General features: G+C 32.4%; 19 protein-coding genes. 10 read left to right on the forward strand and 9 right to left on the reverse strand.

Annotation, left to right across the window (positions count from 1 at the left end):
• Positions 1–89 precede the first annotated feature (89 nt).
• From ABD730_RS17290 to ABD730_RS17300, 3 genes are all read right to left on the reverse strand, one after another.
• Positions 90–692, reverse strand: a complete 603-nt coding sequence (locus tag ABD730_RS17290; RefSeq protein ID WP_334468799.1) for a DUF6705 family protein — start codon at positions 690–692, stop codon at positions 90–92.
• Between the two features lie 11 nt (positions 693–703).
• A complete protein-coding gene (locus tag ABD730_RS17295) occupies positions 704–2,155 on the reverse strand; it encodes a hypothetical protein (RefSeq protein ID WP_344716136.1) in 1,452 nt (483 codons plus the stop codon).
• 307 nt (positions 2,156–2,462) lie between these two features.
• Entirely contained in the window at positions 2,463–5,972 is a 3,510-nt protein-coding gene (locus tag ABD730_RS17300) for a TraB/GumN family protein (RefSeq protein ID WP_344716137.1), read from the reverse strand.
• Between the two features lie 314 nt (positions 5,973–6,286).
• On the opposite strand from ABD730_RS17300, the gene hemH reads away from it, so the two are divergent.
• The 9 genes from hemH to ABD730_RS17345 all read left to right on the forward strand — a co-directional run bounded on the left by hemH (position 6,287) and on the right by ABD730_RS17345 (position 16,244).
• A complete protein-coding gene (hemH, locus tag ABD730_RS17305) occupies positions 6,287–7,324 on the forward strand; it encodes a ferrochelatase (protein ID WP_344716138.1) in 1,038 nt (345 codons plus the stop codon).
• Positions 7,324–8,673 (forward strand): MATE family efflux transporter, encoded by a 1,350-nt coding sequence (locus ABD730_RS17310; protein ID WP_344716139.1) that lies wholly within the window; start codon positions 7,324–7,326, stop codon positions 8,671–8,673. The genes hemH and ABD730_RS17310 overlap by 1 nt, the downstream gene beginning before the upstream one ends.
• 4 nt (positions 8,674–8,677) lie before the next feature.
• Positions 8,678–9,226 carry a CopD family protein gene (locus tag ABD730_RS17315; protein ID WP_334468810.1) on the forward strand — a complete coding sequence of 183 codons (549 nt, stop codon included), beginning with the start codon at positions 8,678–8,680 and terminating at the stop codon, positions 9,224–9,226.
• 131 nt (positions 9,227–9,357) lie between these two features.
• The gene (locus ABD730_RS17320; protein ID WP_344716140.1) at positions 9,358–10,827 is read left to right on the forward strand and encodes a sensor histidine kinase; all 1,470 of its coding nucleotides are present in this window, start codon (positions 9,358–9,360) and stop codon (positions 10,825–10,827) included.
• Positions 10,828–10,947: 120 nt separating this feature from the next.
• Positions 10,948–11,730, forward strand: a complete 783-nt coding sequence (locus ABD730_RS17325; protein ID WP_334468814.1) for an enoyl-CoA hydratase/isomerase family protein — start codon at positions 10,948–10,950, stop codon at positions 11,728–11,730.
• 8 nt (positions 11,731–11,738) lie between these two features.
• Positions 11,739–13,445, forward strand: a complete 1,707-nt coding sequence (locus tag ABD730_RS17330; RefSeq protein ID WP_344716141.1) for a helix-turn-helix domain-containing protein — start codon at positions 11,739–11,741, stop codon at positions 13,443–13,445.
• Between the two features lie 219 nt (positions 13,446–13,664).
• Positions 13,665–14,063 (forward strand): hypothetical protein, encoded by a 399-nt coding sequence (locus ABD730_RS17335; protein ID WP_344716142.1) that lies wholly within the window; start codon positions 13,665–13,667, stop codon positions 14,061–14,063.
• Between the two features lie 87 nt (positions 14,064–14,150).
• Entirely contained in the window at positions 14,151–15,020 is an 870-nt protein-coding gene (locus ABD730_RS17340; protein WP_344716143.1) for a TraB/GumN family protein, read from the forward strand.
• Positions 15,021–15,167: 147 nt separating this feature from the next.
• A complete protein-coding gene (locus tag ABD730_RS17345) occupies positions 15,168–16,244 on the forward strand; it encodes a PA0069 family radical SAM protein (protein WP_425583591.1) in 1,077 nt (358 codons plus the stop codon).
• Positions 16,245–16,315: 71 nt separating this feature from the next.
• Here the strand turns inward: ABD730_RS17345 and ABD730_RS17350 are convergent, their stop codons facing one another.
• A complete protein-coding gene (locus tag ABD730_RS17350) occupies positions 16,316–16,873 on the reverse strand; it encodes a hypothetical protein (protein ID WP_344716144.1) in 558 nt (185 codons plus the stop codon).
• Between the two features lie 344 nt (positions 16,874–17,217).
• A complete protein-coding gene (locus ABD730_RS17355; RefSeq protein WP_344716145.1) occupies positions 17,218–17,775 on the reverse strand; it encodes a hypothetical protein in 558 nt (185 codons plus the stop codon).
• 247 nt (positions 17,776–18,022) lie between these two features.
• Between ABD730_RS17355 and ABD730_RS17360 the strand changes: the two genes are divergently transcribed.
• Positions 18,023–18,901 carry an AraC family transcriptional regulator gene (locus ABD730_RS17360; RefSeq protein WP_334468825.1) on the forward strand — a complete coding sequence of 293 codons (879 nt, stop codon included), beginning with the start codon at positions 18,023–18,025 and terminating at the stop codon, positions 18,899–18,901.
• A gap of 109 nt (positions 18,902–19,010) precedes the next feature.
• On the opposite strand, the gene ABD730_RS17365 is transcribed toward ABD730_RS17360, so the two are convergent.
• From ABD730_RS17365 to ABD730_RS17380, 4 genes are all read right to left on the reverse strand, one after another.
• Positions 19,011–19,673, reverse strand: a complete 663-nt coding sequence (locus ABD730_RS17365; protein WP_344716146.1) for an HD domain-containing protein — start codon at positions 19,671–19,673, stop codon at positions 19,011–19,013.
• Positions 19,674–19,682: 9 nt separating this feature from the next.
• Positions 19,683–20,663: an acyl-ACP desaturase gene (locus ABD730_RS17370; protein ID WP_215926603.1), complete on the reverse strand. Its 981-nt coding sequence runs from the start codon at positions 20,661–20,663 to the stop codon at positions 19,683–19,685.
• 20 nt (positions 20,664–20,683) lie between these two features.
• Positions 20,684–21,421, reverse strand: coding sequence for a lysophospholipid acyltransferase family protein (locus ABD730_RS17375; protein WP_334468834.1), 738 nt, complete (start codon positions 21,419–21,421; stop codon positions 20,684–20,686).
• Positions 21,422–21,502: 81 nt separating this feature from the next.
• Positions 21,503–21,913, reverse strand: a complete 411-nt coding sequence (locus ABD730_RS17380; protein WP_215926607.1) for a BrxA/BrxB family bacilliredoxin — start codon at positions 21,911–21,913, stop codon at positions 21,503–21,505.
• Positions 21,914–21,967: the final 54 nt, after the last annotated feature.

Consider the following 21,967-nt stretch of genomic DNA (forward strand, 5'->3'; position numbering starts at 1 on the left):
TACTGATAAGCTTATGACGAGTATTATAATTATTTTTTTCATAATTAAAATAAAAGGCCTCAGCTTAAAACCAAAGCCTATTAAAATTTCTACTGCTTTATAAACGTATAATTTCCAAAAGGAATTCTATTTTCCATGGGTGAATCCAAATTTGGCGGTACGAAACTGTTGAAAGAGTAGAATACAATATTCATTTTTTCTACACCATTTTCTACCTTGTGTCTTAACACCATAGCAGAATTTATATATTCATAAAGGGGATCTTGGTAGTAAACAAATACTTGCCTTTGATTAATGGCGCAATCATCGCATACTGGTTTCCGATTTCTGTGTAAGATTGTGTTACCGGCAATATAATGATCTAACCCTATTAATGTGTTGTCATCAAGTCGAGACAGGTAATCCTGTATAACCGTATTTCCAACTGTAAATTTGTACTCTCCTACAAGGTAATCCTCGTATTGATTATAATCACTATCGTAAACATCTTCTTTTTTTTGTAAAACAATAGTAACTATAGAGTCATTTCTTTGCCATTTCCAAGTGCCTTCAAAATGGTCTAGGTCATTATCTAAGTCTTTAAAATGAGTGCCTTCGGGTAAATCTGTATCAATTTGATATAAAGGTGCGATTTGAGCTTTACATGAGCTAAATATAAAAGTAAATAGTATTAATAAAAATGTATGTTTCATGTTTTTTAGTTTTAATTACAATTTGTTTTTTTAATCTCGTTGGTAGCGTTTGAATCATGTTCAAGTCTTTCCCAAGTTGAAAGCTCATTATTTGCCTTGTATAGAGATATACCTTTACTTTGTATATACTTTGTAAAGATTTTTTCATAATCAATAAAATCTCCTGTAGCTCCAGTTATTGGGTTGTAATGCTTATTATATTTTTCGTTGAATCTTTTGTGTTCCTTCAACTGCTTTTTTAATGTTGGGAATTCATCGCCATAAGCATTTATTGCAGCTAAATCATTAATTTTTATAGCATACGTTCCCGTAGCTACAACTAAAATATAAACTGGTAATGATTCGTCAGTGTTACCGTTGTTATGGTCAAAAGCATTGTTGTAACTGTTTAAAGCAAAAGCATCCATAGCAGAAAACATAGGGTTTGATCCAACCAATTGATGTAAGTGCGCTACACCAAATAAATTTATTAAAGGGCGGTAACTAATACTACCTATATCTGCAGTAATAATAGGTGTTGAGTATGTTTCGTTATTAGCGTTTTTTCTTAAACTAAACCCTTTTTCGTTCTTTAGATATTTATTTTTTGCATCAGCTTTAAGTAAATTCAGCTTATTTTTAATGACGTTATCGTCTGTAAGTTTCTTTAGTTCATTACAATTATTAAGGTGAGTTATTGCATCATCATCTAAAGCTATTGTACCAATTGATTCATCATCATCATTGTCATCATCGTCATCATCAGTATCACCACCACCAGTTTCTCCACCAGAATCTGGGCCACCTGAGCTACTGCTACCTGTGCAACTCCAAGTATTAACATTTGTCCAACCACAATCGTAGGAGGCTCTAGTGCAATCGTGATAATAACCATTTTCAATTGTACCACATTTACAGCCTTCATCTTCTGGGCCATGGTTTTGACCACCACAATTCACTGCTGTACAACTATAAGTTGGTGTTACATCTATAAGTTGAGGTACTGTGCCATTTGTACAAGGAGCTAAAGTACCTCTTCCTAAAAGCGATTGGCCATCTAAAGATTGTAATGTTGCGCTATAATGGTCAATTTCTAAGCCTTCTGCGGTCTCAATTCTGGGGTAGGTGACTAAATACTGACGTTCTTCTCCATCATTATATACAATTAAAACGTAATTTAATAGATTGTTGTTTTGAGATTCGTTTTCTACTACAACCGTATATTGTGTATAGGTGTTTTTCTCAATAATTTGAATATTGTCTAAGTTAAAATAGAAATTATAGTCAGTAGAATATTCTGTACCTCTAGCTGCTATATGGTTTTGATTAGCATTTTTAAGTTTGTTATAAATATCTGGGTTGGCTTTTGCAAAATGCGCATTGCCATGTACAATCGATATTTTTAAAGGTGGTTTTTCTTCAGCGATAATTGTTTGTGAATCATCAAACTTTTGGCATTGGTAGAGTACTATTGGTATTCCCAAAACAAAAATAATTATAATGAGATAATGAGATAATGAGATAATGAGATAATGAGATTTTTTTGTTTCATAATTACATTGGTTTTAATAGTAGTGTACTAAACTATATTAATTATTAGTGTCATACTATACGTAAAGTCACGTATATTTTGTTTTAAACAGAATATAAACTTATAAGAAATAACCGACTATTTCAATTATAACTGAGTAAACGCCTCTTTTCAATTAGTGAATAGGCAATTTTTTTAAGAAAGTTGTAAAATACAAGTAAATTTAATTTGAGGATGCTTTCTTATAAGGGTGAATTTTCCTAATAATCATAATACCCATCACCACCACTAGCTGTTACGCGTTGTCTATCCTTGTAAATCGCTAAATTGAGGATTTCGGTATATTGTTCTTCTATCTCTTTGGTTTTATCTACGATGGTACCATAACTTTCAGATTTAGAATAATAATCTACAGACAGTTGCTTAGGGTCTTTTGGCTTAATAAAAGAGATGTAATGTAAAGCTTCAGTCTTTCCAGAATACTCGTCGTCTTTATCAATCTTAAAGAAATACATTTCGGCGTTTTTCCCTTTATCGGTTACAAAATCGCGTTTAAAAAGAAAAGTAATTGAGTTTTTTTCTTTTTCAAAATTAGCATCAGATAAGAGCTTTGATTTGGCGAATTGTTGTTGACTGATATTAATAGATTTTAACTTACTTAAAAGCTTGGCGTCATCTAGTTTTTCTATAAGCAAATACTGATTTTCTTCGTCTTCTAAAAGCTTTTTTGTTAATGCTTCTGGAATTGTCTCTTTAGCTTTAGTTAACAATACGTAATATTTTACTAAGGCATTTGTATCCTCTACATTCATCAGTTTTTCAAAAAAATCTTGAGCACTGCGTTCGTTTCTATAAGGGAAAATTAACCTTACATAAGTCGCTAAATTTTGAGAATAGGAATTGTAACCGTAATTATTGTAGTTTCCTAAATTTCGTTTAATCTCCATTTTAGCATCATTAATCAACTGGTTTTTATATTTCTTATAAGTTTTTTGCTTAACCATTCCGCTATCTTTCAGTTTAGCTAGTAAGGTGTAAAGAGGGTATTTGTATTCTTGTATGGTGCTGTATTCTAATATTTTAGGAAACAGTGATGCCTTTAGTTCTAAAGAATCCTTTCCTTTATAGTTATAAAACATACTACTAACACTTCCTAAAGGTAAATCACGCTCCATTAATTCTAAAGCGATAGAATAAGACGCCTTTGTGTTAGAATCTAATAAGCCTTCTAAAATAGAGGTTTGAGTTTGTGGATCGGAATAACTATCGTGATAGAGTTGTTTTATAAATGGTAAATTATTTTTTAAATCTATTTTAATAAGTTGTTCTACGAGATGCGATTTTATCTCTAAGCGTTCTTTGTCAAATTCAAAATCCTTCAGAATAGAAACAATGTCTTTACTGTTATGTTTCTTGAATTTAACTAAGCTATAAGACTCTAAAACAATACTGTCTTTTGCTCGTAAGGCTTCGAAAAACTGTTTGGTTTTATCTGTTAACACATTTTTACCCAAAAGCGTATCTTTTGGTGTGAATGTCTCGTAAAATTCAGTGACAAACTTAGAAGGTCCACTAATAGAATCTATTAATGTTTTTAGTTCAAAAAGCACTCCTTCCTTAAGGATGTTTTTTACCAATACTTGTTTGGCGCTTAAAGTATCTGAATAGGTAAAACTATGTGTGTAAATAGTACCTTTTTTTGAAGATGAACGGTTGCTTATAGAAAATGCTTTTTCTGTTTTATAATAACGCGATCTATAATTTACTTTGTCTTCTAAATCTTTCCAAAGACTATCTACATTATGAAACATTTGTAAATCGTGAAACTTAGTTCTTGATACTGAGATTTGCTCGTTAGCATAGGTAGAATAAACGGTTTCGTTTATGGTTTGTTCGTAATCTTTAGTTTTTTTACTTCCATTGTAGTTGTACGGATTTGGCAAAGGCGCTTTTCCGTTTGTGTAAACCGAAAAATGTAGAGAGGTGTCTATCACTTTTTCAAACCCTTTGTAATCTGTTTTATTAAACTTAAACGACTTAAAGTATGCCGATTTATCAGCTTCATTTGTACCCACATAACCTAACAAATAATAACTGCCATCTTTTACAATGGTTTTTAAATAGAGTCTTTTGTTGGTGTCGGCATCTAATATGGCATTAGATTCATAGGTTCGGTAATCGCCTGCTTTAAAACCACCTTCAGCTTCGGTTAATTTGTAGTTTTTATATAAGGCATGGTGGAAGTATTTAGCCTCAAAACTGTCTTCTTCTATATATGTTAAGTCGTTTAAAACAGCTTCTTCAATAAAATAATAGGCTCCGTTTTTGTAGCCTTCTACTAGCTTTTTGCCGTAATTATGCATATTACTAGAAATGTAATACTCTGGAAAATCAACTTGAAATTTTTTCTCAGGAGACACAAATAATTGTGTGGCGTTTGAAGGATGTTTAAGGGCTATAGAATTAAATATTTTTTCTTCATGTTTTAATACAAAATCACTGCGACCCGCAAATTTTATAATTATAATTTCTAAAGGTGTTTCATAAATATGGTATTTCTGAAATTCTCCTTTTTTGGTTTTATTAACTATGCTGATGCCAGGATAAGGTTGGGTTAATTCTTCCTTTTTAATGATGTCTCCAGGAATATCTTCGTATAATAAATGATCAATCTCTTTAAGGCTAATGTTATCTTTTTCGTTTGGTAAATAGGTGAAACGACTAATTCTATTGATGGTTAAATAGGCACCATTAGTCATGTCTGGGTCTAGATAATATTTTTGTCCTCCATAGGAAAACTCTCTAAGTTTATCATATGTGTTAATGCTTAAGAATTCATCTGGTGTACTGTGTTTTTGTAATTCTGGTGTTACAAAAAGACTGTCGAGTTTTGTTTTCTCTGTTTTACTATAATCTGTCTGGTTAGATGTTAACGCTTTTACAGTATAACCGCGTTGACGTAACATGTTAATCATACCGTGTTCTCCTGGTAAATGTGCAGCACCAACTCCTGCAAATACAGATTTGGTTGGCATGAGTTTTTCTAAAGAAATTACCATATTCTCGTTTCGGATATAGAGCATGTTTTTGCGGAAGAATTCAGTATTTACTCCAGCTCCAATAGAATCGAGTAGGTCTAAGTTTCTATCGCGATATAAGTTTTCTTGAATTAAATAGGCATTTTCTTTAGCATATAGTTTTTGTACCCAAGGATCTAATTCTTTTTTGTTGGCGTTATAAGCGGCTTTTGTGGTTAAATATCTAGATTCTTCTAAATCCTCTAAAGCATATATTTTTTTGTTATTTTTCTTTCCAGCCTGAAAAATGAACATATCCAAATAGGTTTCTTCTTCAAAATTATCAGAAGCGCTACTTTTTCTATATAAATACGCATTTACAGCATTGTTATCCATACGTACAGAACCTCTAATGGCCATTTCTTCAGGGTGGGTTAGCTTAAAAAGATTGGTGTAAAAATCCTCATTATAGTTAGTATAAGCAGCCATTTGGTTAAGCATCATTTCATAATTAAATTCAGGCCACGTAGTTGGGTCAGACTCTAGGGCAATACAATCACTTTTATCTAAGGCTTTATAAAAGACATCGTCTAGTCTAAACGCTACTTTTTTACTGACGTGCATAGTACCATAGAGATATGACGGTTTTTCTAATCCGTTTCCTGTAATTTTCCAAAGTAAACTTTGATATTGTTGTTGTGAAAATGCAATTGTGGTAAATAAAATAAGTATTAGTGCTAAGAATTTTTTCATGTGCTTGTGTTTATTGACATTTAATTGTCACATGCTATTCGCGATTAATCATTGCTTTAAATGATGCTATTTTGAATAAGCTTCTCTTTTCATTATAAAATTTAGTCAAGGCTTGTAAAGATATTTAAATCCTTTAAACAGCCTTAAAGAAAAAGTTAAACTCGATTAAAAGCTGATAATAAAGCTATTTGTTTTAGTGAGTATAACTGAAAAGTATATAAAATATTTTAAGATAGTAGGATAAATAAAAGCAATGCAAACCGTTATTAAGTATTACAATTAGTATCGTATTTTTGTAGTTGAAAATGAAAAGCATGTCAAAAGGAATTTTATTAGTGAATTTGGGCTCTCCAGACAGTCCTAAACCTAAAGATGTTAAGAAATATCTTGGTGAATTTTTAATGGACGAACGCGTTATTGATGTGCCGCTATGGGCGCGTACGCTTTTGGTTAAAGGAATTATTTTAAATACCAGGCCTAAAGCATCTGCAGCAGCGTATCAAAAAATTTGGTGGGAAGAAGGCTCGCCGTTAATTGTACTTTCGGAACGACTTCAAGAAAAAGTGCAGCAAAAAGTAGATTATCCTGTGGCTTTGGCTATGCGTTATGGTAGCATGACAATTAAAAAGGGGTTACAAGAATTAGTAGATAAAGGCTGTACTGAAATAAAAACCATTCCGCTATATCCACAATTTGCGATGGCAACAACAGAAACGATTGATGTTAAAGTAGATGAGTTGGTTGCCGAGCATTTTCCAGGAGTGAAAATTACAAGAACACCGGCGTTTTACCATCGTGAGGATTATATCAATGTACTTTCAAAAAGTATTGGTGAAACCTTAAATGATTTGGATTATGAACATATCCTTTTTAGTTATCACGGAGTTCCTGAAAGACATATTCGCAAAAGTGATATTACTAATGGCAACTGCCAAATGAATGGCAAGTGCTGTTTTAAAATGGGGAGCAAACAACACGAATTTTGTTACCGTCATCAGTGCGAAATTACCACTGTAAATGTGGCTAAAAAGCTAGGTTTAAAAAATGGTACGTATTCTACGACGTTTCAGTCGAGACTTGGTTTTGATCCATGGTTAAAACCTTATACAGACCGTACTATTGAAAGAATGGGTAAGGCTGGTACTAAGAAAATGGCTATTGTAACACCCGCTTTTGTGAGCGATTGTTTAGAAACGTTGGAAGAAATTGCGATGGAAGGTGAAGAAATTTTCCACGAAATGGGCGGAGAAGAATTTACAGTTATTCCTTGCCTTAACGAGCGCGACGATTTTGCCGATGTGCTCACTAATATCGTAGAGGAATGGGCAACTGCTAAAATCGAAGCCGTATAATGGCAAATGTATCGTCACAAGATTTAGGAAATGAGCCTATAGGCAAATTACTTATTAGGCAAGCCGTACCAGCATCAATTGGTATTTTGGTGATGTCATTAAATATCTTAGTCGATACGATTTTTGTTGGTAACTGGATTGGTTCTACAGCCATTGCGGCGATTAACGTGGTGTTGCCTGTGTCTTTTTTTATTGCTGCACTTGGAATGGCTATTGGTATTGGTGGATCGTCTATTATTTCTAGAGCTTTAGGTGCCGATAATACAGTAAAAGCTCTTAAAACCTTTGGAAACCAGCTAACGTTAACACTTCTTTTTACCGTTTCGTTTGCTGTCTTTGGGCTAGTTTTTGTAGATACACTAATTCCTACTTTTGGAGGTAAAGGCAATATTTTTGAGCCTGCAAAAGTATATTATGAAATCATTCTCTATGGTGTTCCCATCTTAGGGTTTGTAATGATGGGAAATACCGTTATTAGGGCAGAAGGCAAACCAAAATTTGCCATGTATGCAATGCTTATTCCGTCCGTTGGCAACTTGGTTTTAGATTATGTTTTTATTAGTGTTTTAGATTACGGAATGGCAGGTGCAGCATGGGCTACAACAGGTTCTTATATTGCCGCATTTCTATTTATTTTTTGGTATTTTTTATCTGATAATTCCGAATTAAAAATCAATCTCTCGCATTTTAAATTAGAAAAATCAATTGTATCTGAGATAGCTTCTTTAGGTTTTGTGACTTTAGCACGACAAGCCGTTGTAAGTGTTACGTTCTTATTGGTTAATAATGCGCTCTTTAGATTTGGTGGTGAAACATCAATTACAGCTTATGCTATTGTTGGCAGGATGATGATGTTTGTGTTGTTTCCAGTTTTTGGAATTACACAAGGCTTTATTCCTATTGCAGGTTTTAATTATGGAGCAGAAAAATATGAGCGAGTAAAGGAGTCTATTTATACGGCTATAAAATATGCTACTATTTTAGGAACTATAGTGTTTATTGGTTTAATGTTTTTTCCAGAAATTATTACAAGGTTGTTTACAACAGATGCAGATGTGATTCGGGTTACTCCAAATAATATGCGTTGGGCATTCGCTGCTGTTCCAATTTTAGCGTTACAACTTATAGGAGCGGCCTATTTTCAAGCTGTTGGTAAGGCATTGCCAGCATTGTTATTAACACTGACAAGGCAGGCCATTTTCTTTATTCCGCTAATGTATATCTTACCTTTGTATTTTGGGGAATTAGGAATTTGGATGGCATTTCCTATTTCAGATGTATTGTCAACCATCGTAACGGGTTACTTTTTAAATAGAGAGATTAAAAAAACATTAGTAGATAAACGTTAACTCTATGGAATATTATAATTATATAAAATCGCTACATCTCATTTTTGTGATTACTTGGTTTGCAGGCTTGTTCTATATTCCAAGATTATTTGTCTATCAAATAGAAGCTTTTCATAAGCCATCTCCAGAAAAAGAAATTTTAGGTAAACAGTTAAAATTAATGGCCAAACGTCTCTGGTTTATTATCACTTGGCCTTCTGCAATTTTAGCAACACTATTTGCGGTTTGGTTGCTAATTTTAATGCCAAGTTGGTTGCAACAAAGTTGGATGCATGTGAAATTATTATTTGTAATTCTGTTGTTTATCTACCATTTTAAAACACACATGTATTTTAAACAACTTCAAAACGATGAGGTTAAAGTCACGTCTAATTTTATGCGCATTTGGAATGAAGGCGCTACTTTTATCCTATTTGCCGTTGTTTTTCTAGTCATTCTAAAAAGTTCTATCAATTGGATTTTTGGAGTTCTAGGCATTATTGTTTTAGGAATATTATTAATGTTAGGTTTTAAGCTTTATAAACATATTCGTTCTAAAAATCCGGAAGCATAATACTTGCTTTAAAGGTTAAATTTTGATGTTTATTAATTTGAGATTTGCACATGTTGTCTTTGGATTGATTATTGCTATATTTAAAACTTATAATTCAGAATTAAAAGAGACCCATCGTCATGGGCATTTCTATGAGTAAAAAACGCCTATCCTTAAGAGCTCGAATAAATTTAGCTATGATATTGTTAGTGCTTGTAGCATCGGTTTTAATCGCTGCGGTAACTATCTATCAATATAGTGAAGAGGCGAAAGAATATCACACAGAACGGTTAGAGCGTAAAGAAAAAGCGATTAAGCAGAGTATTAATTTTGTTATTGGTGAAACTACATATCCTGTTACAACAGAGAATATTCCTTTAATTTTTAAGGATGAAATATTTGAAATTGATGCCATTCATAATTTACAAATTAACCTTTACGATTTAGAGGGGCAACTATTAAAAAGCTCAAAACGAACCATTCAAAGAGATTCTTCGGATCTTTGTTTAGATGCCAAAATATTAAATACCTTATCCAATACTTTAGAACATCGTTATGTGGTAAAGAATAAAGTGGCAGGACAAACATTTCAATCCTCTTATTCTTATATTATGGATGAAAAGTTTAAGACCTTAGGAATCTTAAATTTACCTTATTTAGAGAATGATGATTTTTTCAATAAAGAGCTAAAGGAATTTTTAATGCGTTTGGCTTATGCGTATTTAGTATTGATTTTAGTGGCTATTATTATTGCTTATTTTATCTCTAAATACATCACCAAATCACTGAGAACCATTAGTGATAAAATGAATGAAACGCGACTAGAAAAGCGCAATAAGAAAATACAGATTGAATCCTCTAGTGAAGAAATTGAAACACTTGTCAATTCTTATAATAGCATGATTGATGAGCTCGAAGCTAGTGCTGTGGTTTTAGCAACAAACGAACGTGAACAAGCTTGGCGTGAAATGGCAAAACAAGTGGCTCACGAAATTAAAAACCCATTAACGCCTATGCGATTGACGGTACAGAGTTTTCAGCGTAAATTTGATCCTGAAGATGAAAATATTCATAAAAAAGTAGATGAATATAGTAATACCTTAATTCAGCAGATAGATACAATGAGTTCAATTGCATCGGCATTTTCTAATTTTGCTAAAATGCCAGCACAGAAAAGTGAAAACCTAAACGTAGTACATATTGTAAAACTAGCGCTCGATATTTTTAACGAAGACTATATAGAGTTTTATTCTGAAACTGAAGAAATCATTGCTAAATTTGATAGAACTCAGTTAATACGAGTGGTGACTAATTTGGTAAAAAATGGTATTCAAGCCATTCCTGATACTAATGAAAACCCAAAAATAAATGTTCGTGTCTTTAGTGAAGGAGAAAATGTAAATATTACTATTGAAGATAATGGTTCAGGTATTAACGAAGAAACTAAGGACAAAATCTTTGAGCCAAAATTCACCACAAAATCTAGCGGAATGGGCTTAGGGTTAGCTATGGTGAAAAATATTGTGGAAACTTATAATGGAAGTATTACCTTTACAACTCAACTAGGAAAAGGTACTGTTTTCAGGGTAACTTTCCCTAAGAGTCAAACCATTTCTGTGTAAGCAGAAATCTCTAAGTAAAAAAACTATAGTCCATTGTTGAGGCAATAGTGTTTGCAAAGACATTTTAAGAATATAACAACTAGATTTCCAGTTTCAATGGGAATGAAAAATAATTTTTCAATGAATTACAAAAACATTTTATCAGAATACTCAAACGGAATTACAACCATTACTATCAATAGACCAAAGAAGTTGAATGCCTTGAATAAAGAGACTATTCAAGAACTACACGATGCTTTTAAGGATGCTGATGCTGATGCAGATACTAAAGTTATAATTATCACTGGTAGTGGAGAGAAAGCTTTTGTAGCAGGTGCAGATATTAGCGAGTTTGCAGATTTTAGTGTAGAAGAAGGAGGAAAGCTAGCTGCGCAAGGACAAGATTTACTATTTAATTTTGTTGAAAAATTAAGCACCCCTGTTATAGCAGCAGTTAATGGTTTTGCACTTGGTGGAGGCTTAGAATTAGCAATGGCTTGTCATTTTAGAGTCGCGAGTAGTAATGCAAAAATGGGATTGCCAGAGGTGTCTCTTGGTGTGATTCCAGGATACGGAGGTACACAGCGTTTACCACAGTTAGTAGGTAAAGGTAGAGCTATGGAAATGGTGATGACAGCAGGTATGATTGATGCGAATCAAGCTTTAAACTACGGTTTAGTTAATCATGTTGTTGAATTAGAAGAATTATTGCCTTTGGCTGAAAAAATTGCAGGTAAAATTATGCGAAATTCTTCGGTAGCTATTGGTAAAGCTATAAAAGCGATAAACGCTAATTACACAGACGGAAAAGATGGTTATAAAGTAGAAATCAAACAATTTGGAAAATGCTTTGGAACTGAAGATTTTGTGGAAGGTACAACAGCATTTTTAGAAAAACGTAAGGCAGATTTTCCAGGGAAGTAACCTACTTAATGAAAAAAGTAATTCTCGTTTTTGTTTGTTCACTATTCATAATCTGTTTGAATGGTCAAGAGCGCGATACACTTTTTTTAAAATCTTACGATAATCTTTCTGGTTTAATTGATAAAAGTTATCTAAAAGACTTAGAGTTTACTGAAGAGTTAATCGCGTATTACATTCAAAAAGCAGAAGGGGAGTCTAATGCAAAAGAAGCAATACGAGGATTATCTAAGTTTATTGATCTTCAAATTAATTTAAGACAGTTTGATACTTTTGAGGCCGAACAAGAGAAAATGTTTGCCTTAGCAACAACGGATGTTTTAGAGCAAGAGCTGGCTGCAATTACCTATAAGCTAGGACGCAGTTATTTTTTTCAAGGACGTATTGGCAAATCCATGGAAATGCAAACCAGAGCCTTAGCCTTGGCCAGAAAACAAAATAAATTGGAGCTAGAAAGCGCCATTTTAATGCAATTGGGTTTTGTAAAATCTTTTGTTGGCGATCGGGAAGCATCTATAAATTATCTTAAACAAGCATTGGCTTTAAGTAGGCGCAAAGGTGTAGAGCCTACCTCTTCAACTCACAAGAGTAATTTAAAATCTGAAACAGTTACATTATATTATTTAAGTTTAGCTTATATAAGATCTAAAGTAAAAGATTCTGCTAAAGCTTATTTAGACCAAGCCATTGCATTAAATAAGATTGTAAAGGATAGTTGCCTTTCAAAAACGCTGTATAGAACTCAAGGCGAAGTCAATATCTTGTATGGTAAGTACAACGAAGCACTTTCTAATTTTGAAACCTCAAAAACATATTGTTTACCAGTAGGTGAATTGGAATCTTTGGTTTATTCCGGACTTTATGGTAAAGCGTATATAGGTTTAAAAGCGTATGCAAAAGCCCAGACAATTCTACAAGAAGGATTAGATAATTACAAGGTGTCTGAAGAGGAAGAAGGCTTTATGGAGGACCATTATAAAATGTTAGCTAAAGCCTATAAATACAATGGTAATATAGAAAAGTCTAATTTTTATTTTGAAAAATATATTCTTACCACCGAAGCGCTTAATAAAATTCAAGATACAGTGGTTGCTGTTTTTAAACAGCAAGAGTTAAAGGCTTTTGAGGCCGAATTGGATGCTATAAATTCTGAAAAGAATAACTTTAAATATAGTGTTGCGGTTTCCGTTGTAATCATTCTTGTTCTGTTAGTTTTTCTTTTTAGATTCAGTAGGCTTAAAAAGAAAAACGAAGCAAAATTTAAGATGCTATTAGAAAAAGTAAATACAGAAAACAATGTGGGTTCTGTTAGCGATGATGTAAAAGATGAGGTTCAAGAAGATAATTCTTCGGATATAAATGAAGCTACCAAACATCAGATTCTCGAAGGTTTAAATAAGTTAGAAGAACAAGAATATTTTTTAAGGCAAGATTGCAATTCATACAATGTAGCTAAGAAAATAAAAACAAATACGTCGTACTTATCTAAGGTTATAAATTCTCATTACCAGAAAAATTTCAATGCCTATATCAACGATTTACGAATTAACTATGCGGTTTTAAAACTCAAAAATGATACGCGTTTTAGAAAGTTTTCTATTCAATCCATCGCTGAAGAAGTAGGTTATAAAAGTGCAGATTCCTTCACCAAATATTTCAAAAAGCAAACTGGATTAAATCCGTCGTTCTACATTAAAAAGTTGAATGCTTTAGATTAAAATACATTCATTTTTACCCTAAATTTATGAATTTAGGGGCTTCATTATATAAACGCTGTCAAACTATTTGTTGGTGTGTTAATTATTTTAATTTCAGTTAGTTGGGTTTTGTTTTTTACACCCTGTTTTTCTAAAACTGGGTATGCTTCCTTTGTTTTGCGCGTTTTTTTAAAGGTACTTTGGGTTCACAATCACAAACCAATTAAATCTCTTTTAAAAATGAAAAAACAAATTATTTACATCTCAATCGCTATGGTAATAGGAGCTTTTCTAGTAGGTGTTTTTAGTGCTTTTTATGATAGCTATACAGCTGATGAAATCACGGTAAATCAAATTGAAGCCTCTTTAAATACGCATTGCCATTGCGAGAGCATTTCAAAGGATATGTATTCTAAGGGAGTGCAGTATTCTAAAGCTAAAGGATTTTCTGTAGAGCACGTAAGTTTCAGTTTAATTAACTGCAAATACGAATCCTTACAAAAAGAAGCCAATCGGATTCATCAATTATTAGTAAATGATGTAGAAGCTCTTGAAAACTTCAACTTAATAAGCCTAGATATTATTTCAGAAGATAGGCACGAAACAGTAACAATCAAAAACGGTCAATTAGAAATTTAAAACAATATGGTATCCCTAATCAAATTAATTATAGAAACTTTAATAACAATATTAAGCTAAATCATAATCATTAATAAAACTAAAATCATGAGAAAATTAAATCAAATCACGTTCATCATTGTTGTATTTATCGCAACAACATTTAACATAGTAGCTCAGAATAATCCCAAAACTAATTTGTGGAAAATAGAAGGAGATAATATTAAAACGTCTTACCTATTTGGTACCATACATATGATACCTAAAAAGGATTTTATCGTAAAGGACAAAGTACAAAAGGCTTTTGAATCTTCAGATAAAGTGGTGCTAGAGATTGATATGGATGATCCTAATTACAAAGTAGATTTTATGAAATTATCAATGTTAAACGAAGGTGAATCGTTAAAAACGTATATGTCTGATGATGAATTTAAAATATTAGATACTTACTTAAAGGAGAAGACAGGTGTAGGCGTTAATAATTTTAATACGTTTAAACCCATGATGTTAATGTCTGTATTAACGATGACAGCAATTGGAGGTGGACCATTAGAGAGTTATGAGATGAGCATAATAAATATGGCTAAATCGGCGAACAAAGAGGTGAGTGGGTTGGAAAACATAACCGATCAGATTAATGCTTTTGACGAAGATCCTTATGAAGAGCAAATAGATACCTTAGTTGAAATGGTAGACAATGGAAATAGCGAAGAACTCTATAACCAGTTGTTACAATACTATCTTGCGGAAGATGTAGATGGCATGTATGACTTTATGGACGACTATATGAATGATGATATTGAAGGCATGAAACGTTTTCTAGATGACAGAAATAATAAATGGATTCCTAAAATGGAAGCTTACTCTAAAGATAATGCGGTGTTTTATGCTGTTGGAGGAGCACATTTAGGTGGCGATCAAGGGGTTATTAGTTTACTTAAAAAAGCAGGTTACACCCTTACACCAATATTAGATTAATAAGAACAACAGCAATCAAATTTAAAAAAACCTTAGTTTTTAAATTAAAGTTTTTTATGCAAAAACTTAATACTGTTAAATAAATCAATAGCGTTAAAACTACAACCTGTAGCCACGTTCAGTCAGTTTTCATACTAATTTTATAGTATGATAAATTCCAAATCTAATATAAAAGGAAGAGGCGCTCAGAAAAACACACATAATCGTTTTTTTGAGCTATCGTACGAAATGCGAGATGATTTTCTAGAGTTTTGCCATAAGGAAGGTGAAATTGCAGATAAAAACAAAACCCAATATCTTAATGTATTTCCAAAGACGATTGTCAATAAAGTAACGAGTCCAGATGTTGGTATGGCTTATTCTATGAATATGTATCAAGGTTGCGAGCATGGCTGTATTTATTGTTATGCACGCAATAGTCATGAGTTTTGGGGGTATAGTGCAGGTTTAGATTTTGAACGTAAGATATTAGTTAAAAAAGATGCATCTAAACTATTAGAAGCATATTTAAAAAAGAAAAGTTGGAACGCGCAGACTATTGTTATGTCTGGCAATACCGATTGTTACCAACCTGCCGAAAAGCAATTTGAGATTACTAGGCAATGTTTAGAGGTGTTTTTAAAGTATAAACACCCTGTTGGTATCATTACTAAAAATGCTTTAATATTAAGAGATTTAGATCTTTTAAAAGCCTTAGCTAAGGACAGTTTAATATCAGTAAATATTTCTATAACATCACTATCAGAAGATACTAGACGAGTTTTAGAGCCGCGGACTGCAACGATTAAAAAACGGCTTCAGGTTGTAAAAGAATTAAGTGACAATGGTGTTCCAGTAAATGTAATGTTAGCACCTATCATTCCATCTATTAATAGTCATGAGATTTTACCTATGGCGAAAGCCGTATCAGAAGCTGGGGCTTTAGATATTGGGCACACTATTGTGAGGCTAAACGGAGCTATTGGAGAAATCTTTACAGATTGGATAATAAAAGCAATGCCAGATAGAGCAGAAAAAGTCTTGCATCAAATTGAAAATTGCCATGGAGGTACACTAAATGAAAGTAGATATGGCAAACGTATGCAAGGCGAGGGGCAAATTGCCAAGCAGATTAACGATTTAATAAAATTGGCGAGGTTTAAATATTTTAAGTATAAGACAATGCCAAAGCTAAACACGTCTCTTCATCAGCCTTGTAAAGATGGTCAAATGAAACTCTTTTAAACAAAAAAAGTGGGTATTAGAGAACCCACTTTTTTAACTAAATAAATAAAACTAATTTATAAACAATCAATTTATAATTTAAAATCTTCAACAAATACACGGCCATTTGCTCTAATGATAGCTGTGTAGTTACCTTTAAGGTTTTGATCTAATTTGTATACGCGATTTAGAATCTCTTTTCCTTTTATAGTTTCAGTATGGATAAGGTCATTTTCAAAATATAACTCTACAACCATTTCATTAGTATCCATGGCTAATTTTGAGATGATAACTTTAGAATCTTCAGATCTAAATACAGGCTTAAAGATTTTTTTATTTGAAGTTTCTAAATAAGTAACCTTGTTGTTTTTTACTTGTATTGAGTTAATATCAATTTCAAAGTCTTTATTCACTTCAACAGTGTAAATACCATCTTCTAATTGTGAAAAATCATAAAGCTTTTCTATATTTCCATTATAGTTAATACGTCCACTGTAAACAACTTCTCCTGCCTTATTAGATACAGAAATATGGTCTCCCTTGCGTAAATCTTTAGAAGGTGATGTTGTATTTATTGTTGTGTTTGCGTAGCTTGTGCATGTTCCTAACACCACTGCTAATACTAAGATGTTTTTTAATAATGTTTTCATAATCTTTAATTTTAATCGTTTTATGTTGTTAAAGACATCACTTCAACTATTAACGATTTTATACTGCAAATTTATAGCAGCTTTGCCTTTTGAAAAACAAGCATATTGGTAGATTAGTATACAGAATTAACATGTATAGGGTTTTGATTGAATCAATAGGTTAAAATAGTATATATTGATGGTAATTTGCTATAATTTTATCGAACTCAAATATTTTTAAAGTTTGAAATTCTATTCGCCACACTTTTATTTGGGGTTGATTAGTGTCGTTTTAAATAAAAAAAAGTGGACCTTAAGTGGCCCACAATCAATTATGTAATTCTAAATTTAGAAAATAGAATAATCTATATTTTAAAGTTTTTAGTAAATACTCTGGCGTTGGATTTAACAACTGCTGTATATTCTCCTTTAATAGTATGGTCTAATTTGTAAACTCTATTTAGTACTTCTTTTCCATTTACCGTTTCTGAATAAATTAATTCGTTATTGTAATATAGCTCTATGTCCATTTTTGGATTGTTTAAAGCTATTTTAGAGATTATAAGTTTGTCGTTTTGAACTCTAAATACAGGTTTGAAAATCTTTTCATTTTCAGTATTTAAAAAATGTACCGTATTGTTTTTAACTTCTACCGTATTAATTTCAATTTCAAAATCCTTATTGATTTCAATAATATATATACCATCCTTTAATTGTGAGAAATCGTATAGTTGTCTAATATTACCATTAAAGTTAATAAGACCACTAAATACAATATTTCCGCTAGCGTCAGTAACCGATATGGAATTCCCTTTTTCTACACTATTAAAAGAAGGTAATACTTCTAATGTTGCATTTGCGTAGCTCGTAAATGTGCCTAACATTACAGCTAATACTAAAATGTGTTTAAATAATGTTTTCATAATATTTCATTTTTTAGGTTAAAACTGAAATCGAAGTGGTTATTTACAACTCCAGCTCAAATGATTTTATACGACAAAGGTATTGCCAAGATTACTTGTGTAAAACATTGATTTTGGCACATTTGTATGCATAATTAACTTTATGTGTCATTTTATTATTATATTAGGTTAAAATAGTGCACATTATTATCAATCTGCTATAGGTTTTAAAATGTAGGAGAATTAAATTTGCAATAATTGATATGTTATGAATACAAGAAAACCTACTTTAGAAAAAATAAGCCCTGAATTTGGTAGTTCTATTTTAGTTAGAAAGCATCAAATAGACTCTTATAAAGAAGAAAAGAAGCCGTTTTGGCATTTTCATCCCGAGATAGAATTAGTTTATGTTAACAAAGGACAGGGTAAGCGCCATATAGGAAATCATTTGTCTTATTTTAATAATAGTCAACTGTTATTAATAGGATCTAATTTACCGCACAATGGTTTTACGGATCGATTAACCATAAATGGCTCAGAAACCTTAGTGCAGTTTAAACCTGAATTTTTAGGAGATCATTTTTTTGATATTCCAGAAATGGAAGCGATTAATAAAATGTTTGAATTGTCTAAGAAAGGCATTCTATTTGGCGTTAAAACAAAGCAAAAATTAGGAAAGAAGATTGAAAAGTTAAATGAAAAAGAAGGCTTTAAAAAAATCCTAATTTTATTAGAGGTGTTGCATGGTTTGGCTAAATCTGAAGATTATACCATTTTAAATGCAGATGGTTTTGCTTTTGAAACAGAACCACAAGATAGTGCTAAAATAGATGTCATTTTTAAGCATGTTAACCAAAACTTTAAAGAACATATTAGTTTAGATGAGATTGCAGATAAAGTGAGTATGACGGTTCCAGCGTTTTGTCGCTACTTTAAAAAAGTAACAGGTAAAACATTTACAAAGCTAGTTAATGAATACCGTATTGTACATGCCACAAAATTACTTTCGGAAAGCCAAATGAGTATTACAGATATTAGCTTTGAATGTGGTTTTAATAATTTTTCGCACTTTAATAAATTGTTTAAAGAGTTTACAGGCAAAAGCGCTTCTAAATATAGAAGTGAATTAAAATTGATGTTGCAATAGTTTGTTATAAAGAATGTGTTTGCAGATGAAACTATTTATTACGCAGAGAAATGGCTGTTATTGAATAGGAGTTTGCTCGTTTAGATTAATATAACGCACATTAATGTGGTTATTTTTCGCCGTTCCACTCGGCAAAAAACTGTTTTAGAAAACCTTCCATATACTTGTGGCGTTCTAAAGCAATGCGTTGTCCTGTTTTAGTATTCATCTGATCTTTTAACAATAACAATTTTTCGTAAAAATGATTAATTGTTGGTGCTTCTGAGTTTTTATAGTCTGCCTTAGTCATGTTAAGATTAGGCTTAATGTCTGGATTATGGAGCGCTCTGTTTTTAAACCCTCCATAATTAAAACAACGTGCAATACCAATAGCACCAATAGCATCTAAGCGGTCGGCATCTTGAACTACTTCCATTTCTTTAGACGTAAAAGAGGTATTTAAATCAAATGAATTTTTAAAAGACATGTTATCTATAATCTGAGTCACGTGCTCAATAATTTCACTGTCTACATTGTGTTTTAATAGAAATGTACTGGCTATTCTAGCTCCTAATGCTTCATCTCCATTATGAAATTTAGGATCTGCAATATCATGAAGCAAAGCGGCTAACGACACAACTGTAACATTTACATTTTCGTGCTTAGCAATTAATAAGCTGTTTTTGTAAACGCGTTCAATATGAAACCAATCGTGGCCACCTTCAGCATTCTTGAGTTCGGTTTTAACGAAATCAATAGTAGCTTCAATGAGTTGCGCATCAGAAATTGTCATACGAAATTATTACGCAGGATCTACCCATTTAAATTGATAAGAATTCTCCGGAATCTTCATGCGCTCAGACAAACGATACATTCTAGGAGGTAGTTTCATTAAGTAGTCTCTTGCTTTTTCGGCTTCCTCATTAAGTCCGGTCATTTTTCCTATTTCCCAACGGTCAATTAGTTTCTGTAAGATATCTACATAATCGTTAGACGTGTATACTCCAAGACGTTGTGCGGTGTTAGAAAATTCTTCAAAAGCCGTACCAATACTCTCTCCAGATTCTCTTAAAAAGTGAGCTGGCATCGCAATTTTGCGTTTCATCATATCATGAAAAGCCATCATCATCTGGTTAGGATCTATAGCAAAAATACGCTCTACAAATTCCGAATACGCATGGTGGTGGCGCATTTCGTCTCCTGAAATGATTTTACACATTTTGGCCAATTGCTTATTGCCTTTTTGTTTGGCAATTTTAGCGACACGGTTATGAGAAATATAGGTTGCTAACTCTTGAAAGCTTGTGTATACAAAGTTTTTATAAGGATCTCTGCCTGTACCAATATCAAAACCGTCATTAATTAAATATTGAGTCGTTTTTTCAATCTCACGCATATTTACTCGACCAGATAAGTACAAGTATTTATTTAAAACATCACCATGTCTGTTTTCTTCACCTGTCCAATGTCTTAGCCATGTAGACCATCCATTGCGTTCAATTTGGCCTACACCTTCAACGTCCATAAGCCATGATTCGTAACTTGGTAAGGCTTCTTCAGTAATCATATCTCCAACTAAAACAACCCAAAAATCGTAAGGTAGTTCTTTAGATAATTCTCTAATTTCTCTAACCTCTTCATGAAAAGAGTCTTTTGTAGAGTCTGGTAGGAAATCTGTAGGTTGCCAGATTTTTTCAACAGGAATTAAATATTTTTCAATTAGCGATTGTACATCTTTTTCGAGATGCTGCATCACTTCTAATCTTACATTTTTTAGAGACATCTTAATGGTGTTTTTGGTAATTAATTCTCAATAGCAGCAACAATGGTTTGTTCTACTTGCTCAATTAATTCAGTCTTATTTGTAAAGTTAATAATTTCTAGGGGCTTATGAACAGTAAATTTCATATGATTTCCTATTCCCATTGGGAAATTTCCGTAGCGTAACATTTTCCATGAGTTATTAACTGTAATAGGAACAATGAGAGCAGAAGGTATCTTTTTGATTAACATTTCTAAGCCTTTGGTTTTAAATGGTCTTGGAACGCCATTCTTACTTCGCGTACCTTCGGGGAAAATAACGGCTGCTCTTTTTGTTTTTTCAATATAGTCTCCAAAGGTCATCATTGCAGATAGCGATTGTCTCGCATCTTTTCGGTCTATTAAAACAGAGCCTCCGTGACGTAAATTATAGGAAACACTTGGGATTCCTTTTCCTAATTCTTTTTTAGAAACAAATTTTACATGGTGCTTGCGCATGTACCACATAATAGGAGATATATCATACATGCTTTGGTGATTACAAACAATAATTAAGGGTCTGTCTGTACTAATATTATAAGGATTGTAAAATGAGATTCTAGTGCCTAAAAGGTTAAGGCAGCGCATAATAAAAAATTGTAGCCAATCTACACTAATCTTAAGTGCTTTATAGCCAAATACATTAAAGCTAATCCATTGGATTATATGAAATATAACCAAGGTTAACCCAAAGCATAAATAAAATATAATAGAAAGCGGATAGGCTAGTAGTTTTCTCATGTAACAAAGGTAATCATTGCAATTTATGTACAAAAAAACCACGATAAAAATCGTGGTTTAAATACTTCGTTTTTTTATCTTTTAGCAATGCTCGTTATATGCATCTTTAAGATTTTCTGCAATTAATTCTGCAGGACGACCTTCAATATGGTGGCGTTCTAACATGTGTACTAGCTCTCCGTTTTTAAACAAAGCCATACTTGGCGAGCTTGGAGGAAAAGGCACCATGTGTGCTCTCGCTGCATCAACAGCTTCTTTGTCTACACCTGCAAAAACAGTAACGATATGATCTGGTTTTTTAGGGTTTTGTAAACTTGTTTTAGCTCCTGGTCTGGCATTTGCTGCTGCACAACCACAAACAGAATTTACAACCACTAAGGTTGTACCTTCTTTAGCAATAGCATTTTCTACAGCTTCTGATGTGTGTAATTCTTCAAAACCTACGCTGGTTAAATCCTCACGCATTGGTTTTACTAATTCTGCTGGATACATATTTTTAAATTTTAATTTATCTATTTTGAATTGCAAAGATAATGAAAATATGTC

The organism is Winogradskyella damuponensis (assembly GCF_039538385.1).
GTDB lineage: Bacteria > Bacteroidota > Bacteroidia > Flavobacteriales > Flavobacteriaceae > Winogradskyella > Winogradskyella damuponensis.